The 17158-nt window shown below is 62.1% G+C and carries 14 protein-coding genes and 1 tRNA gene; 9 read left to right on the top strand and 6 right to left on the bottom strand.

Features of this window, described 5'->3' with window-relative positions:
- Positions 1 to 269: 269 nt before the first annotated feature.
- The 5 genes from M5J09_RS05895 to M5J09_RS05915 form a co-directional block, all read right to left on the bottom strand.
- Complete coding sequence (locus tag M5J09_RS05895; protein WP_257157277.1) at positions 270 to 698, bottom strand: TA system VapC family ribonuclease toxin; 429 nt, start codon at positions 696 to 698, stop codon at positions 270 to 272.
- 178 nt (positions 699 to 876) lie between these two features.
- A complete protein-coding gene (locus M5J09_RS05900) occupies positions 877 to 1239 on the bottom strand; it encodes a DoxX family protein (protein ID WP_257157278.1) in 363 nt (120 codons plus the stop codon).
- Complete coding sequence (locus M5J09_RS05905) at positions 1236 to 1811, bottom strand: TetR/AcrR family transcriptional regulator (protein ID WP_257157279.1); 576 nt, start codon at positions 1809 to 1811, stop codon at positions 1236 to 1238. Before M5J09_RS05905 ends, M5J09_RS05900 begins: the two co-directional genes overlap by 4 nt.
- Before the next feature lie 941 nt (positions 1812 to 2752).
- Positions 2753 to 3145 (bottom strand): NUDIX domain-containing protein, encoded by a 393-nt coding sequence (locus M5J09_RS05910; protein WP_042528828.1) that lies wholly within the window; start codon positions 3143 to 3145, stop codon positions 2753 to 2755.
- A gap of 20 nt (positions 3146 to 3165) precedes the next feature.
- Positions 3166 to 4350: an Nramp family divalent metal transporter gene (locus tag M5J09_RS05915; RefSeq protein ID WP_042528830.1), complete on the bottom strand. Its 1185-nt coding sequence runs from the start codon at positions 4348 to 4350 to the stop codon at positions 3166 to 3168.
- A 174-nt stretch (positions 4351 to 4524) separates the two neighbouring features.
- Here M5J09_RS05915 and M5J09_RS13260 point away from each other — a divergent pair, with 174 nt between their 5' ends.
- Both M5J09_RS13260 and M5J09_RS05925 read left to right on the top strand, forming a co-directional pair.
- Entirely contained in the window at positions 4525 to 7089 is a 2565-nt protein-coding gene (locus tag M5J09_RS13260; protein WP_042528832.1) for a YhgE/Pip domain-containing protein, read from the top strand.
- Positions 7089 to 9137 carry a YhgE/Pip domain-containing protein gene (locus M5J09_RS05925; protein WP_042528834.1) on the top strand — a complete coding sequence of 683 codons (2049 nt, stop codon included), beginning with the start codon at positions 7089 to 7091 and terminating at the stop codon, positions 9135 to 9137. The genes M5J09_RS13260 and M5J09_RS05925 overlap by 1 nt, the downstream gene beginning before the upstream one ends.
- A 66-nt stretch (positions 9138 to 9203) precedes the next feature.
- Here M5J09_RS05925 and M5J09_RS05930 read toward each other — a convergent pair whose 3' ends face one another.
- Complete coding sequence (locus M5J09_RS05930) at positions 9204 to 10535, bottom strand: MFS transporter (RefSeq protein WP_042528836.1); 1332 nt, start codon at positions 10533 to 10535, stop codon at positions 9204 to 9206.
- 126 nt (positions 10536 to 10661) lie between these two features.
- On the opposite strand from M5J09_RS05930, the gene M5J09_RS05935 reads away from it, so the two are divergent.
- From M5J09_RS05935 to M5J09_RS05965, 7 genes are all read left to right on the top strand, one after another.
- Complete coding sequence (locus M5J09_RS05935) at positions 10662 to 12041, top strand: TrkH family potassium uptake protein (RefSeq protein ID WP_257157280.1); 1380 nt, start codon at positions 10662 to 10664, stop codon at positions 12039 to 12041.
- Positions 12034 to 12726, top strand: coding sequence for a TrkA family potassium uptake protein (locus M5J09_RS05940; RefSeq protein ID WP_042528840.1), 693 nt, complete (start codon positions 12034 to 12036; stop codon positions 12724 to 12726). The genes M5J09_RS05935 and M5J09_RS05940 overlap by 8 nt, the downstream gene beginning before the upstream one ends.
- Positions 12727 to 12768: 42 nt before the next feature.
- Entirely contained in the window at positions 12769 to 13131 is a 363-nt protein-coding gene (locus M5J09_RS05945; RefSeq protein ID WP_042528843.1) for a YidH family protein, read from the top strand.
- Positions 13128 to 13421: a DUF202 domain-containing protein gene (locus M5J09_RS05950; protein WP_042528845.1), complete on the top strand. Its 294-nt coding sequence runs from the start codon at positions 13128 to 13130 to the stop codon at positions 13419 to 13421. The genes M5J09_RS05945 and M5J09_RS05950 overlap by 4 nt, the downstream gene beginning before the upstream one ends.
- Before the next feature lie 222 nt (positions 13422 to 13643).
- Positions 13644 to 15218, top strand: a complete 1575-nt coding sequence (locus tag M5J09_RS05955; RefSeq protein ID WP_042528847.1) for a DASS family sodium-coupled anion symporter — start codon at positions 13644 to 13646, stop codon at positions 15216 to 15218.
- A 188-nt stretch (positions 15219 to 15406) separates the two neighbouring features.
- Positions 15407 to 15479, top strand: a tRNA-Arg gene (locus M5J09_RS05960).
- Between the two features lie 289 nt (positions 15480 to 15768).
- Complete coding sequence (locus tag M5J09_RS05965) at positions 15769 to 16764, top strand: site-specific integrase (RefSeq protein WP_257157281.1); 996 nt, start codon at positions 15769 to 15771, stop codon at positions 16762 to 16764.
- The last annotated feature ends 394 nt before the right edge of the window (positions 16765 to 17158 follow it).

Genomic DNA, 17158 nt, shown 5'->3' on the forward strand with positions numbered 1-17158 from the left:
TCTTCGAGCACTTCGGAGGATTGACAGCAGTAGCCTTTTTTACTTTGGTCTTGATTCTCTCAGATCTGTTTTTCATCAAGAAGGGCGACGTTAAATCCATTCGTTTATAGGAGTCTTCTTACCCTTGATGACGCTAATAGCCCCTGTTTCGGGAGGTATTGTCAGCTTTAAGTCGAGGGCTTGTTTGTGTATAAATTGCTTGATTTCGCTGCTTCAACCTATAGAACCCTAGTCACCGTTCACCGGTGGCTCGGGTTCTGCGTTTGTTGTCAATCTGAAAGCGGGTGCCAGTGCAGCTCTCGGAAGCGGGCGAAGCCCTGATCTTGGCTTAGTAGGGTTGCTTCTTCTTCTATTACGGTCGCAGCGATCCAGGCATCGGGGATGTCGCTGGCTTTAAGTTTGTGCAAGCGCACCAATTCAGTGAAGGTTGTCCAGGTCCCTGGGCTGGAGCTAAAAAGGGTGCCGTTTGGGGCTTCTAAAATGGTGCGGAGTGTAGTCAGCGCTTGCTGGGCGGTAAGTGATTTGTGAAATAGCTTGTGGTTCGTCATGACTCGAAGAAAGCCCATTGCCACAACATCCAGGAGCCCAATTGTTTCATGCCGATTCAGCGCACCACTTAACCACTGCTGAGCGGGTTTATGTTGTGGTGCTGCGGAGTGGAAGGCATAAACGAGAATGTTGACATCAGGAATGATCATCGAGCGCCGCCCACACGGCTTCTTTGTCGCTGAGATCAACTAGAGCTGGCCGCCGCAATCGAAGGAGGGGAGGTTTATCGTGGTGCGCATATCTTTAGGATAGAAAGCATCAAGTCATCAATCAAGAGGTGTAATGATGCATCTGCCTTCAGGAAGCCGTGAAAGGTTGACTGGTGTCTTAGTTCAGTGCGAGCGTCAGGATGAGCACGCCGATTGAGAGCGCGAGCATGCCTAAGCAGTTGATCCAGAATGCGCTACCGAGGAAGTGGGCGCGGACGTGGGCTGCTGCGGCCGCGCAGAAATAAGCGATGACACCAACCATGGCTGCAATTCCTACGCCGGGGAACCAGAGGCCAGCGATGAGTCCTGTGGCTGCAAGGCACTTGATGACAATGAGTGCCCACCACCAGTTTTGAGGGAGTTTGACGCCGCGGAGGCAGGCTTCGATGAAGGGGACTGGTTTGAGGGAGAGGGCGGCGTCGCCAAGCAGAATGGCTGTCAGTAGCAGGGAGGGCCAAGCGGGGGAGGATTCTAGGATCATTGGGTTACTCCGAATGCGGTGTTGAGGCGTTCGATGGATGAGGCGGCTTGGGATGTGAGGTGTTCGGTGTCGTAGAGGCCCGCGGCCCAGCCGATGAGTAAGCCGAGGTAGACGTTGTACAGCAGGTTGGAGTACTCGGCTGCATCGTCGTTGTTGAGTCTGGAGCCAAGGCGCAGGGTGATTTCATCTGTCAGGAGCGTCTTGAGCGCAGTGAGTGCTTCGCCTTGGTTGCCTTGTTGGATGAGTGCCGCGCCAAAGGCGCGAGAAAGCTCTTCGTGGCCAGTAAACATCTGGAGGAAAGGTCTCAGGACGTCGAGGAGGCTATCGGATTGTCCGCGGATGTCGTCGTGGAGTTCTGAAATATGTTGGCCAATAGTGCGGATGAGCAGCGTTTGTTTGTCGCCGACTCCCATGACGGTTCCCACGCTGACACCAGCTTCGGATGCGATAGTCCGGATGCTGGTGGTGGCGTAGCCCTGGGTGAGGAAGAGTTCGTAGGCGGTGGCTAGGACCTTGCTGTCTGTGCCAGCTTTGGCGGCCGAACGTGAAGAATGAACGTGTTCAGTGAACATGTTCAAAGAGTAGCGCTTGGCAGTTTCAGGGTCAATAGCGTCAGAGTGTTGGTGATTGCAGCTAGGTCAGCGCGGGGAAGACGCGGTCGCGCAGCAGGTGGGCAAGCTCGCGGTCAGGGTGTGCCGGGTCAATCCAGGCGATGTCGCCGATTTCGGCGGCGGCGCGGGGTTCGTTGTCGGTGACGGTGTGGGTGCAGGTGAAGATGGTGCCGACAATTACTGAAGTAGCAGATAGACCGAAGTTTTAGGAAGGCTAAATGTTTGCAGGGGAAACCGCAACACGATACGCCTTCCTGCGGGCTCGCGCAATGAATTATGGGGAGGTGTATACGTTCGTCTACGGTTTCCATTTTTGCTACCAAATTTGTCGACTACATGTAACTCTAGGGGTCTCCGAGTTTTCAGCCGTCTTCTTGCAAAAGGGCTCAGGGCATGTATCGCCCTAAGAAAAGTGCGCCCCGGGCGGTGCTGATTGCGGCAGCAACAGTTCTCGCTCCAGCTAATGCACTTTCTCGGCGGGTTGGTTTTCAATAAATTATCTTTGCGCTAAGCAGTGAGGGTTCTAAGGGTAGCGTGATTGGAACTTTGCCGTATGATCGTTGCTGAACTGTCTATTAGGCAGCCAAAGAGAATCTGCCAATTAGGGAGAATAAATTATGTGGAAAAAATCTTGGCCACTGTTGGCGTTATTCTGATGTCTCTTTCCGTTTATGTTCAATGGCCGTATGCGGTCACGATTGCTCTAGCAGCTTTGGTCATTTTCCTTGTGTTTCTTCCCAGCGGGAAGAAGTAAATGCCTGAACAGGGGTAGGTATTTCAGCGGACCTGCCTCTGTTTTATGTTGATGAGCCGAGAAAATGGGCGCAGAGGTGCGCTGCTACGGATGCGTAGGAACGGGCGATGAGACCGGTGGCTTCGAGCCGCTATCTACGAAAACGTACCTACCCAGCCAGCGCGGGGAAGACGCGGTCCCGCAACAGATGCGCAAGCTCGCGGTCAGGGTGCGCCGGGTTGACCCAGGCGGTGTCGCCGATTTCGGCGGCGGCGTGGGGTGCGTCGGTGGTGACGGCGCGGGCGTAGGTGAAGATGGTGCCCACGACGACCTCGCCCGGCTCGTTGGCGGCGGGGGCGTCGAAGGTGCCGAGCTCGTTGAGGCTCTCGGCGTCGAGAGTGAGTCCTACTTCTTCGGCAACTTCGCGCAGGGCGGCGTCGACAAGCGCCTCGCCCTCCTCGGGCTTGCCGCCGGGCAGCTGGTACTTGGTGGAGGACTTCTTGCGCACGGTGAGGACCTGGCCCGCGGCGTTGCGGATGACGACGGCTGCGACTTCAATCATGGCTGCCGATTGTAGGCGGCCTAGAGCAGTGGGAGGACCACGAGGGCGAGGTTGAGCGCGATGACCAGAGCGGCAAGCGTCCAGCCCACGGCCATAGACCAAGGTTTTGCGGCGAACTGACCCATGACGTCCCGGGAGCCGGCGTAGCGGAAAAGCGGGATGATGGCGAAGGGGATGCCCAGGGAAAGAAGCGCCTGGCTGACCACCAGCGCCATGGTGGGGTCGACCCCGCAGGCGATGATGACCAGCGCCGGGATGAGTGTGACCAGGCGGCGCACTAGGAGCGGGACCTTGATGTGGAGCAGACCGTCCATGATTTCGGAGCCGGCGTAGGCGCCCACCGACGTCGAGGCGAGGCCGCTGGCCAGCAGGCCGACGGCGAAGAGAACGCCGGCCAGCGGGCCGAGGTGGCTGGCAATCGCCGCGTGCGCCCCGGAGATGGTCTCCGTGCCGTCTACGCCGTAGAGGGCCGAGCCCGCCAGGACCAGCAGGCCTATGTTGACGAGCCCGGCGATGGACAGCGCCACGGCGATGTCTGCGCGGGTGCCGGCCAGCACGTGGGGGATTTCCAGGTCGGGGAAGCGCTGCTTGGTCAGGGAGGAGTGCAGGTAGATGGCGTGCGGCATGACGGTGGCACCCAGCATGGAGGCGGCCAGCAGGATGCTGTCCTTGCCCTCTAGGCGGGGGATGAGGCCCGCGGCCACGTCGGCAGGGTCGGGCGGGGCGATGGCAAGCCCGGCAAGGAAGCCGATGCAGATGACCAGGAGCAGGCCGATGACGAGCCCCTCGAACCACTGGTTCTTCTTCTGGAAGATAAGGAGAACAATGGACACCGCGCCGATGATGAGCGCGCCCACGAGCAGCGGGAGATCGAAGAGGAGCTGCAGAGCGATGGCGCCGCCGATGACCTCGGCGAGGTCGGTGGCGGCGGCGATGATCTCGGCCTGGGCCCACATGCCCAGGCGCGCGCGGCGGGGGAGGCGCTCGCCCATGATTTCCGGCAGGGAGCGGTGGGTGACCAGGCCCAGTTTGGCGGAGTGGTACTGGATGAACATGGCCATGAGGTTGGCCACGACGAGTACCCACACCAGGAGGTAGCCGTAGCGGGAGCCGGCGCTGATGTTGGCGGCCACGTTGCCGGGGTCGACGTAGGCCACCGCGGCAACGAAGGCGGGGCCGGTGAGGCTGATTAAGGTCTTGCGCATGAGCACCTTCGTATCAAAAGTTCAACTACTTGAAGTCTAGGTTCCAACCGTATCAAGTCAAGCCAGGGGTTTGATTCGGCAAACTATATTAAAGTTTAATTGTTAATCATTTAAATTACTTTATGTATTTCGGCAGGCTAGAGACATTGGGGTGTAAAGGGTACACTCCCTTCAGTGCGCCAAAGTTGGAAAATATTTTTAAGAGATGTAGCCAGGCTTGGCCGCGTCCCCAGGGCGTGGATCATCCTCATCGGACTCGTCATTACCCCCGCGATGTACTCCTGGGTCAACATCGCGGCCTTCCGTGATCCGTACGGGAATACCGAGAACATCAAGGTTGCCGTCGTCAACGAGGACAAGGGCGCCAATAACGACCTCACCGGTCACGTCGACGTGGGTAAACAAGTCGTCGACAAGCTGCAGGATAACCACCAGCTGGGCTGGCAGTTCTTAGGTGCCGACGAGGCAGACAAAGCCCTGCATGAGGGGGACGTCTACGCCGCGGTCACTATCCCGGAGGACTTCAGCGAGAACCTCGTGAGCATGCTCGACGGCACGTTCACCAAACCGCAGCTGGTCTACCGCGTCAACGAGAAGAACAACGCCATCGCCGTGAAGATCACGGACACCGGCGCCAAGGGTCTGGATAAGCAGATCACCGCCGCGTTCAAGGAGCAGGTGGCCACGGTTGCCGCGGAGAAGGTGAAGGACTCCGGCACGGAGTTCGAAACCAAGATCACCCGCGCCATGAACAACACCAGCACCTCCTTCGGTGAAACCGCGCAGAAAATCGACGATAGCCGCCGCAAGCTGGGGGACATCCAGGCCAAGCTCGACACCGCCTCGCAGTCCATGGGCGGGGCCAAGGGTACCGTCGCGGACGTGGAGGCCGCGCTGACCGACGCCCAAGCCGCGCTCAACGAGGTCAGCTCCCTGGTCAACCAGGCCCAGGGCGGCATCGGTGACTTCACTGACCAGTCCACCTCGGCGTTCGTCAACGGCGCCACCGCTGTCGCCGACGGCACCGCGCAGGCGCAGGAATCCATCGCGGATCTCACCGCCGGCCTGGACCAGGCGGGACAGCGCTTCGACTACGCCACCCAACAGGCCAACGGTGCCGTGGACGCCAGCGCGCAGTCCATCGCCGAGCTCAAGGCGCTGCTCAACTCCGCCACGCTCTCCCCGCAGGCCACGAAGGAGCTTGACGACGCCGTCCAGCGCCTCGAGGAGGGCAACGAATCCAACCGTCGCCTCTTGGGTAACCTGGGCGCGCTGAGCAAGGACACCCAGGCCGCCGCGGATTCCGTGAAGTCCAGCTCCGACGCAATTAACCAGGCCGCGGCCGATACCAAGGCCACGTCCCAGACCCTGCGCGATACCGTGACCTCCTCCGTGCCGGAGATCAACCGCGCGATGAGCAACCTGAGCTCCACCGCGAGCGCGCTCAGCGCCACCCTGGAAGCACAGAAGGGAACCATGCGGGAGGCCGACGGCCTCCTCGACGGCGTGTCCCAACAGCTGCTCGCCACCAAGGACACGCTGGGGGACTTCGACACCAACCTGGTCGCGCTGCAGGACAGCCTGAGGAGCATCCAGGGTGATGTCCGCTCGCTCAAGGCCACGATGAACAACAAGGTGCTGCAGAACGTCACCGGGCTCGATGCGGATGAAATCGGCCAGTTCTTCGCCGAGCCCATCGAGGTCGAGTCGGTCACGGTCTACCCGGTGGACTCCTACGGCTCCGCTATGGCGGCGCTGTTTACCAACCTCTCGCTGTGGATTGGCGCCTTCGTGCTCATGGTCATCTTCAAGGTTGAGGTGGACAAGGAGGGCTTCCGCCGCGTCACCGTGGACCAGGCCTACCTGGGTCGCTTCCTGCTCATGGCCGCCATGGTGGTCATTCAGGCCGTCGTGGTGACGGCGGGCGACATCCTCATCGGTGTCCAGACCGTCAACGCGGCCGCGTTCATCGTCACCGGCGTGCTCATCGGGCTGGCGTACCTCAGTATCATCTACGCCCTATCGACCTCCCTGGGCCACCTCGGCCGCGGCCTGTGCGTGGTGCTGGCCATCATCCAGATCCCGGGCGCATCCGGCCTGTACCCGATCGAGCTGCTGCCGGGCTTCTTCCACGCCATCTACCCGCTGCTGCCGTTCACCTACGGCATCGACGCCATGCGTGAGACCATCGGCGGCTTCTACGGCGCCCACTACTTCAAGTACATGGGCGTGCTGGCCTTCATGTTCCTTCTGTTCTTCGTGTGCGGCCTCCTGCTGCGCAAGGCCCTGTCCCACTTCAACGCGCTGTTCAACAAGGAGCTCAAGGACACCGAGCTCTTCGACTACGAGAACGTGCAGGTCATGGGCAACGGCTACCGCATCGCCGACGTCATCCAGGCGCTGGACAGCCGCAGCGGCCTCAAGCAGGACCTGGACCACCGCGACCACGATTGGAGCTACTGGCTCAAGCTCGTCGCCGTCGCCGGCGTGGTGGGGGTTATCATCCTCATCTTGGTTTCCGGCCTCCTGCCTTCCCAGAAGCCGCTGCTCCTGGGCATCTGGACCGCGTGGTGCCTGCTCATTGTGGGCGCGGCCGTCACGCTCGAGTACCTGCGCATCAGCCTGAAGCAGTCCGCGGAGCTGCTCACGCTGGATGAGGATGACATCAAGCACCCGGCCCGCAACGAGGACAACGATCTGGCTGCGGTAGCACCGGCCGAGACGGAGGGAGAGAAGTAATGCGCGGAACACTGGATCTTTTCCTCGAGGACATCCGCACGGCACGCCGCAGCGTGATGAGCATCGTCATGCTCGTCGGCCTGGTGGTCATCCCCATGCTGTTCACGTGGTTCAACGTGCTGGCCAGCTGGAATCCTTTCGACAACACCAGCCAGCTCAAGGTGGCGGTGGCCAGCGAGGACACCGGCTACGAAAGCGACCTGCTGCCCATGCCCATCAACGTGGGCGACCAGGTGCTCAATCAGCTGCGCGCCAACGACCAGCTGGACTGGGTAGTCACCACCCCCGACGAGGCCGTCGAGGGCACCAAGTCCGGCGAGTACTACGCCGCCATCGTGCTGCCGGAAAACTTCAGCGATGACATGATGACCTTCTACACTGACGGCTCGGAGCCGGCGGGGCTGTCACTGTACACCAACGAGAAGAAGAACGCGCTGGCACCGAAGATCACCGACCAGGGCGCAGAAGGCGTGTCCGCCCAGGTGGCGGAAACCTTTACCCGCACCGTGGGCCATGTGTCCTTCGACCTCGTGGCCGGCCTGTCTGATTTCATGAGCCAGGGCGATACCAAGGCGGTCCTGGACCGCATCCAGGCCCGCGCGGACGGCGTGCAGTCCCAGCTGGACATGGGCGCGCGAACCGCCCGCTCCCTGGCGGGCCTGGTGGAGACCACGGTCCCGCTCATGGAGAGCGCGGAGAACATCGTTGGCGCCGCCAACCTGGAGCTCCCGGAGGTCCAGTCCACGTCCCTCAACGTGTCCACGGATGCGCTGCAGCAGTCCCTAGACGCGACGAAGGCCAGCTACGACGTGGTGCGCCAACGCATTGACGCGCTTTTCGACGACGCCTCGGCCTCCCGCGCCGACCGCGTTGCCACCCTCAACACGTTGGCGGACCAGGTGGACGGCACGATCGCCCAGTACCAGAACCTGCACGGCCACGTGGAGGCCCTGCCGATCCCCGCGGCGGACAAGGAGAAGGCGCTCAGCCGCATCGAGGACGCCATCGCCAACGAGCGCGCCCTGCACTCCCGCCTCGAGGCCGCGGCCAACGCCCCGGAGCCCACGAAGCCGGATCTCTCCGGCATCGACGCGGCAAAGGAGTCCATCGACGGCATCTCCACCTCCGGCCTGCGGGAATCCATTTCTGCGCTGCAGGATTCCCTGGGCCGGGTGGGCCAGGACCTGGACACCATCAATGCGCCGGTAACCATTGACTCCTCTTCCTTGACCGATGCCCAGACCGCCGTGCAGAACCTGGCGGCGAGCCTGCAGAACAAGGCCAACGAGTTCGGTGACCTGAAGAAGGACATCGATTCCGCAGTGGAATCCGGTGACCTGAAAAAGCTGGCGGATCTCATCGGCTCCGACCCGGACGCCCTGGCCAGCGCCATCGCGGCCCCGGTGGATATCGACCGCGAGGCCGTGTTCCCCGTCACCAGCTTCGGTGCGGGCATGACGCCGATGTACACCGCGCTGGCCCTGTGGGTGGGCGCGCTGCTCACCGCGGTGAGCGTGCGCACCGACGTGGTCAACAAGGACAAGTACGGACCGATCCAGCGTTACTTTGGCCGCTTCGGCATCTTCGCCGCGGTGGGACTGGTGCAGTCCACCATGCTCATCCTGGGCCTGATCTTCTTCGTGCGGATCGAGCCTGCCCACCCGTTCCTCATGCTGCTGGCCGGCTGGCTCAGCTCGGTGGTGTTCATGCTCATTGCCTATACGTTTGTGGTCTCGTTTGCGAACGCCGGCAAGGCCTTGGCGGTGCTCATGTTGGTGATCCAGGTGTCGTCGGCAGGCGGCGCGTACCCGCTGCAGGTGCTGCCGCAGTGGTTCCAGAACATCAGCCCGTGGCTGCCGGTCACCTACACCATCCGGGCCTTCCGCGCGGCCATCGCCGGCACGTACCACGGTGACTTCTGGCTGTCGCTGTTCTGCCTGCTCCTGTTCGTCCTGCCCATGCTGGCGCTGGGCGTGCTGCTGCACAAGCCGCTGGAGAAGTTCACCAACGGCTGGGTGGAAACGCTGGAGAAGACCAAGCTGATGTAGCAGCTTTCCGCACTTCAGCATTCCGGTACTGCAGATCTGGAGCGCTACGACGTACTGAGAGGCCCGCTAACGCGCGGGTCTCTTTGCGTAGGCGGAGCCCTCCGGGTTGTCGATGGTGGAGTGCGTACGACTGTCGTGCAGGAAGAACATGGCCACCACGCCGAGCGCCGCCATGATGGTGACGTAGACGGGGAAGGCATCCGGGTGCCCGGCGTTCTTGAGACCCAGGGCCACGTACTCAGCCGAGCCGCCGAAGAGAGAGTTGCCCACGGCATAAGTGAAGCCGACGCCAAGGCCGCGGATGTAGGTGGGGAACATCTCGGCCTTGAGGATGCCGGAAATAGAGGTGTAGCCGCTTTCGAAGACGAAGATCAGAATGATGACGGCACCTGCTCCTAGCAAGGTGGTTTGTTGGTTGAGCAGCATGAAGGCGGGGATGGTACCCAGTGTGGAGGCGATGCCGAAGATGAGGATGGTGTTCTTACGGCCAATCTTGTCCGAGAGCAGGCCGGTGAGCGGCTGGAGCAGCATGAAAACGAAGAGGCACACCGTCATCGTGCGGGCGACGTCACCCTTGGCAAAACCGCCGGTGTTAATGAGGAACTTCTGCATGTAGGTGGTGTACGTGTAGAACGTCAGGGAACCGATGGCGGTAATTCCTAGGACTACCCAGAAGGAGCGGGGGTGCGCCATGAGCTGGCGCAGGGTGCCGGCGCCTTCCTCGCTGCGCTCGCTTGTCGACGTCGTCTCTTCCAGCCCGTTGCGCAGCCACATACTCACCACGGCAGCCAGCGCGCCGATGACGAAGGGTAGGCGCCACCAGCCGTTGGTGATGGCTTCCTCACCCAAAGTGGAGGTCATGATCACCGCGAGGAGGCTGGCCAGCAGCTGGCCGCCGATGAGGGTGACGTACTGGAATGAAGAGTAGAAACCGCGGCGCCCAGAAGAGGCGATTTCAGACATATAGGTGGCGGTGGCACCGTACTCGCCGCCGACGGACAGGCCCTGGATGCAGCGCACGATGAGCATGAGCACCGGCGCCCACGCACCCACCATCGCGGCGGTGGGCAACGCCGCGAAGAGCAGGGAGCCCGCGCACATCATGATGATGGCGATAAGCATCGACTGCTTGCGGCCGTAGCGGTCCGCGATACGCCCGAAGATGTAGCCGCCGATAGGCCGCATGAGGAAGCCCACAAAGAACACGCCGGCGGACTTCATGAGCGCGCCGGTTTCACCTGTGCCGCTAAAGAACTGATCGGCAAAATACACGCTGAAGAAGGCGTAAATATAGAAGTCAAACCATTCGACGAGGTTGCCGCTCGACGCCGCCAGAATTGCCTTTACCGTGCGCCATTCCACCTTGGGGGTGGGGGCAGTAGTGTCTCCATTAGTCATAGCAAGAAACTACCTCGTGGTGACGTGCCTTACATTAGCGACAATAAATATTCACAGGTTACGGGGGTGTTGGGTGTGGCACGCACCCCTTGTACCGCCTGCCTGCGCGGGTCTAGGATTCCTCCTGTGAAACGCGGTCATTCCTCGCGGCCCCGCCTGCAAGGCCCGGCACAGCTCACAGCGGCGGGCTTCCTGCTGCTCATCCTCGTGGGCACCGGCCTGCTCATGCTTCCGATCTCCGCCCACGTGCCGCAGTGGACGCCGTTCCTGCCGGCGCTGTTCACGGCGACGTCGGCAGTCTCACTCACCGGCCTCATCGTAGAGGACACCGGCTCCTACTGGACGCCCTTCGGGCAGACGGTCATCATCGTCCTCATCCAGCTGGGCGGCTTGGGCATCATGAGCTTGGCGTCCCTGTCCGGCATGCTGCTGACTGGCCGCATCAGCTTCAAGGCGCGCCGCACCACCGCGGCCGAGGGGCGCCCCATTGTCTCCGGCGGTATCCGGCGCACGCTGCTGTTTACCTTCGCCGTGACGCTCATCTGCGAGGCAGTGGTGGCCTGCATCATCGCCGTCCGCCTGGCCACCGCCCACGGCGTTCCAGCCGGTCAAGCGGTGTGGGAGGGCGTCTTCCACGCCATCTCCGCCTTCAACAACGCGGGGTTTAGCACCTACTCCGATAACCTCGTGCCCTTCGTCGGGGACGCCTGGATCCTTCTGCCGCTGGCCGCCGCGCTCATCACTGGCGGCCTGGGCTACCCCATGCTGGCGGAGCTGGCCCGCCGGGCGCGCGGCCGCATCGCGCGCTGGCGCGGCGGCCAGCCGCGCGTCTACCACATGTCCGTCACGGCCCGGATGACGTTTGCGGCCACCGCAGTCCTGCTCCTCGGCGGCATGGCATTCTTCTTCCTGTCGGAGCGCGCCGGGGTGTTGAGTGGCATGTCGGTGGGACAGCGCCTGCTCAACGCGTTCTTCATGAGCGCCTCGCCCCGCACGGCGGGTTTTAACGCCATTGACTATGGGCAGGCGCATCCCATCACGCTCATGGTCACAGACATGCTCATGTTCGTCGGTGGCGGCTCCGCCGGTACCGCCGGTGGCATCAAGGTCACCACCGCCTGCGTCCTGGTGGCGGCGATGGCCTCGGAGTTCCTGGGCCGGGAGGATACAGCGATTGGCCACCGGTGCGTGCCGCTGTCCACGTTCCGCCAGGCCTTGGCGCTGACCGCGGCGGGAATCATCCTCGTTGCCCTGGGCGTGGCCACGCTGCGCGTGTGGGATCCGGAATTCACCGCGGACCAGGTCACCTTCGAGGTCATGTCCGCCTTCGCCACGGTGGGCCTGTCCACCGGTATTACCTCCAGCCTGTCGGCGCCCTCGCAGATTATGCTGTGCCTCATCATGTACGTCGGCCGCGTCGGCCCTACCACCTTCGTGGCGGCTTTGGCCGCGCGCACGGTGAGCCTGCGCTTCCGCTACCCCGAAGAAAGGCCGTTCATTGGCTAACCTATTTGGCGCCCTGCGGCGCGAGAAGAGCTCCATCAATATCCCGCCGGTGGTCGTCGTCGGCCTCGGCCGCTTCGGCTCCTCTCTGGCCCGCGAGCTCATGGAGCACGGCGTGGAAGTCCTGGGCATCGACGCGGAAGAGAAGCTCGTGCGCGAGCACGCGGCCTACCTCACCGAAGCGGTCAGCGCCGATACCACCGATGCGGAGGCCCTGCGCCAGCTGGGCGTCGACGAGGTGGAACGCGTCGTCGTGGCCATCGGCTCGGACCTCGAGGATTCCATCCTTACCGCCTCTAACCTGGTGGAGCTAGGTATTAAGGACATCTGGGCCAAGGCGGATTCCGACGCGCACGCGCGAATCCTACGGCAGCTGGGAGTCCACCACGTTATCCGCCCGGAGCGGGAGACCGGCCGCCGCGTGGCGCACCTTCTGGGCGGGCGCTTCGAGGACTTCGCGGAGATCGCCGCTGACTATGGCGTGACGGTGATGGCCCCGCCGGCGTCGATAAGCAGCCGCCCCCTCAACCTGAATCAGGTGTGGGAGCAGCACCACGTGCAGCTCATCTCGCGCCGGGAGGGGCTGGGGGAGTGGCGCCCGCTTGCCGACGCCACCGAGCTCACCCACCACGACCTCATCGTCGTCGCGGGCAGCCCCACGGACCTGGAAGCCTTCTCGCAGTCCTAGCCCGAGAGGTACACGGCTGGAAGTGGCGCTACAGTGGCGCGTATGACGAAGGACCGCTTCCCCCGTTCGGTGTACGGCTCCGGTGAGGAGCCCGATCCGCGCTTCAGCATGGCCAACGAGCGCACGTTCCTGGCGTGGATCCGCACCTCCCTCGCGTTCATTGCCGGTGGCGTGGCCCTAGAGACCTTCGACCTGCCGCTGAATACGACCCTGACCCGCGTCATCTCCGCCGTCATGCTGGCGGTGGCCATTGTGCTCCCGGGCGTGGCCTGGCTGCACTGGGGTGCGGCGGAGCGCGCGATGCGGCACTCCCGGCCCCTGCCGGCCAGCCCCGCGTTGGCGCTGGTCGTGGGCGTGGTGATTGTCATCGGCGTCATGATTCTGGTGGGCGAGCTACTGGCGTGAGTGAGCTCTATGACCCCGGCCTGCAGCCGGAACGCACCCGCCTAGCGTGGCAGCGCACGGGCCTTGCCGCCCTGGTAGCCGGCCTGCTCGTGGCGCGCTCGGCGGCGCTGTGGGCCACGGTCATCGTGGGCGTTGTCACCGCCGCGGTGCTGTGGCTGGCCACGGCGAAGCTCCGGCACGCCGATAGCGCCCTCTCCCAGGCCGCGCCGCTGCCTGGCGCCTGGGCGCTCGCCGCGGTGACCGCGGGGACGATGGTGCTGGGCGCGGTGGCGTTCATAGCGGTCTGGTAGCCCCTCCCGTTCGCAGATCCCCAGACCTGGAACGGGGAAGTAGCTGCAGTACATAAATCAGCCCGTGTAGGGGTGGATATAGCCGCTTAGCGGGGGTAATAGTGCGGAACTAGTTGTTTGCTGTGTGTGGGGTTCGATAGTCTGAGGCTGCAAGCCTATTCGGTGACCCGTATAACTTTCAGCACTAACTTGGGTCTGGCTAACCAAGAAAAGGAGGGGCAGATGACTACCCCGCACACTCACGTCTCTACCGCGCACACGGAGGGCGAGGACGACCACGGCGTAGACCGCAAAGACTGGCGCCGCATGGCCATCGGGCTCTTCGCCGGCCTGGTGCTGGCGGCCATCGTGTGGTTCATTTTCCCCAGCAACGCCGTCGATACGGTGGCGCAATCCCCGGGCGCGAAGGAAGGGGCGGAGTACTCCGAGAGCGCACTGCGCGCGGTGGCCGCGGTGACCATCCTTATGGGCGTGTGGTGGATGACGGAGGCCATCCCGCTGGCCGCCACCGCGCTGTTGCCGCTGGTCATCTTCCCGCTGGCGGGCGTGGGCACCATCAAGGAGGTCGGCGCGCCGTACGCCTCCGCCACCATCTTCCTCTTCATGGGCGGCTTCCTGATCGCCCTGGCGCTGCAGCGCTGGAACCTGCACCGCCGCTTGGCGCTCTACGTGGTGAAGGTGATTGGCACCTCGCCCAAGCGCCTGATTCTGGGCTTCATGCTGGCTACCGGCTTCTTGTCCATGTGGGTGTCCAACACCGCTACGGCCGTGGTCATGCTGCCGATTGGTACCTCGGTACTGGCGCTTACCGCGGAGACTGTGGGCGGTTGGGATAAGCAGAAGAAGTTCGCTACTGCGCTCATGCTGGGAATTGCCTACTCGGCGTCGATTGGCTCGCTCGGCACGCTCATCGGCACCCCGCCCAATGCCTTCCTCAACGCCTACATGGCGGATACCTGGGGCGTGACCTTGGGCTTTGGCCGCTGGATGGCAGTCGGCGTGCCGCTGGCGGCGACGTTCCTGCTCATCGCGTGGTTCCTGCTGATTACTATCTTCAAGCCGGAGATGAAGGAAATCCCGGGCGGGCGCGAGCTTATCGACGATGAAATCAAGGCCCTCGGCCCATGGACCCGCCCCCAGATCATGACGGGCATTATCTTCGTCCTCGCCGCCGCGGCCTGGGTGACGCTGCCGCTGGTGCTCTCGGAGTTTGAGAACTACGACGACGCCATCGTGGGCATCGCCGCCGGCATCCTGCTGTTCATTCTCCCGGCAGATAACCAGCGCCGCATCCGCCTGCTGGACTGGGAGACCGCGAACGAGATGCCGTGGGATGTCCTTCTGCTCTTCGGCGGCGGCCTGTCCCTGTCCTCGGTATTCAACTCCTCCGGTCTGTCCCTGTGGATCGGTGAGATGGCCAAGGGGCTCAGCGTCCTGCCGGTGGTGCTCATCGTGGCCGCCGTGGCGGCTCTGGTCCTCTTCCTCACGGAGATCACCTCCAACACCGCGACGGCCGCGACCTTCATCCCGATCATGGGCGGCGTCGCCGTTGGCGTGGGCCTGACTGCCGACGGCGACATCAACGTCCTCCTGCTCACCATCCCCGTCGCGCTGGCGGCAACGTGCGCGTTCATGCTCCCGGTCGCCACCCCGCCGAACGCCATCGCGTACGGCTCCGGCTACGTCAAGATTGGGGAGATGATCAAGGGCGGCTTCGGCCTCAACATCCTGGGCATCTTCCTCATCACCCTCACCATCTACCTACTGGCGGTGCCCATCTTCGGCCTGTCCGTCTAGCCTTCATGGCTTAGCTAAGGCAGTGCCGTGCAAGGTAAACGGCGGGTGAATTTAGATCCCGCCGTAAAGGGTGAAAAACCTGCTGTGACGTCGTGATTTGTCAGTTTTCCAGAGCGTGGGTATAGTTATTCCTCGTTGCACAGCAGAGCGCACACGCTACAGCGTTACGCACTGCAAACCAACGGACTGCGCCCGTAGCTCAACGGATAGAGCATCTGACTACGGATCAGAAGGTTGGGGGTTCGAATCCCTCCGGGCGCACAAAATAGCAGGTCAGGCCCCCTTTTCGGGGGCTTGGCCTCTTTGTGTTTCTAGCGTTTCCCCTGTACAGGGCGATTTCAGTATAACTCAACCACCGAAGCGTGTACCCCCGCCCGCGTGCATGTTTCGGGGGAGATATTGCACGCTAATGGCACGGAATTCATGGGGCGCTACACGCGAATTACCAAGCGGACGATGGCAAGCGTCCTACCTTGGGCCGGATAGACGACGTTACAGAGCACCAGACACATTCCGGGACCGGCTAGACGCACTGGCATGGTTGGCTGCGGTGCGCAAGGAGATTGACCTAGGCGTGTGGGAGCCGCCTGTGGTGAAGAAAGTACAAACCAAAATTCCTACCGTAGGGGAGATGGTGAGGCATTGGCTGGCGTTGGCCAAACCACAGGTGCGGGATTCAACGTACAAGGCGTACGAAGAAATCATTACAGCGCGAGTGTTAGGAAATGAAACGCTGTGCGCTATCCCGGTAGACAAACTCACGCCGGTGGCTGTCGCGGCGTGGTGGCAGGAAACTGTACAAGCATTCCCGGCATCGAACCACCGTAACGCGAGGGCGTACCACAAACTCAGGGCTGCGATAGCGCTGGCGGTGGAATACGGTTATCTGCCTACGAACCCGGTGGCGATTAACGCGGCCAGGACACGGGCTAAACCAAAGGCTAAAGAACTTCCAACCACGGCAGAGCTAAGGGCCATTCTGGACAACGTGCCAGAGCGCTACCGCCTCATAACCGTGTTGTGTCTCTTCCATGGACTTCGGATAGGCGAAGCATTAGCCGTGAAGAACAAACACTTTGAATTCGACACCAGTGGAGCCAGTGTGCGGGTAGAAGGAAACCTAGTCAGAGTTCCCAACGGCAACGGTGGTGTAAAGATGGCGTTTCATCCTCCTAAGACGAACGCCGGATACCGCACGGTGCCTTTGCTTCGTGAGTTCGTTCCGGTGGTGATTAGGCACCTAAAAACCTTTGCCACGTATCCGGAGGAGTACGCAACGCTTACCGAAGCCGGTGCGGCGGTGTTCGATACCTCCTACCGCAGTGTGTTCAACCGGGCTAAACAACGCGCCGGGATTGATAAGCCAATCACGCCGCACTACGGCCGTAATTTCATCATCACGCGCCTTGCAGAGGCAGGCGCTACCCCTAGGGAGATAGGCCGTATCCTAGGTCAGGAAGACGTATCAACCATTGTTAACGTGTACATGAAGTCAAGGGAGGCCCGGCCAGTAGAGCTTATGCGCCGGGTAGACCTTGACGATTAGCAGTTAGGGCAATGAGGCTTAGGCTCATTGCACAGGACAGTGCGTAGCCCTTCGCAGGTTCATGCTCAGGTCTATCAACTTCCTTCGTGGGAAAGCGCTACTGCTTTCCCCTTCGGAACATTATTAGTCCTTCGTGCCCTAGGCAGCAGCTACCCGCTACTACCTAGTCCACAACCACACCGCCCCCTTCGCAGGTGCTGAACCTGCTCAGGTGGGTAACCTACGTCCCCTTAGGAGCGGGATAACTCCGCTCCCACTGGTCGGTTAACTCCGTACGGTAGCGGCATAAGGGCTTATGCCACTCCCTAACGGCGCTTCGTGGAGCAGCCCCTAGCCTGCTCCCCTCCGGCGGTCATCGTTCGTACCAACGACCGCCTAAGCCGGTCGATAATAC

Source organism: Corynebacterium sp. BF-R-2 (genome assembly GCF_024586525.1).
GTDB classification, from domain to species: Bacteria; Actinomycetota; Actinomycetes; order Mycobacteriales; family Mycobacteriaceae; genus Corynebacterium; species Corynebacterium singulare.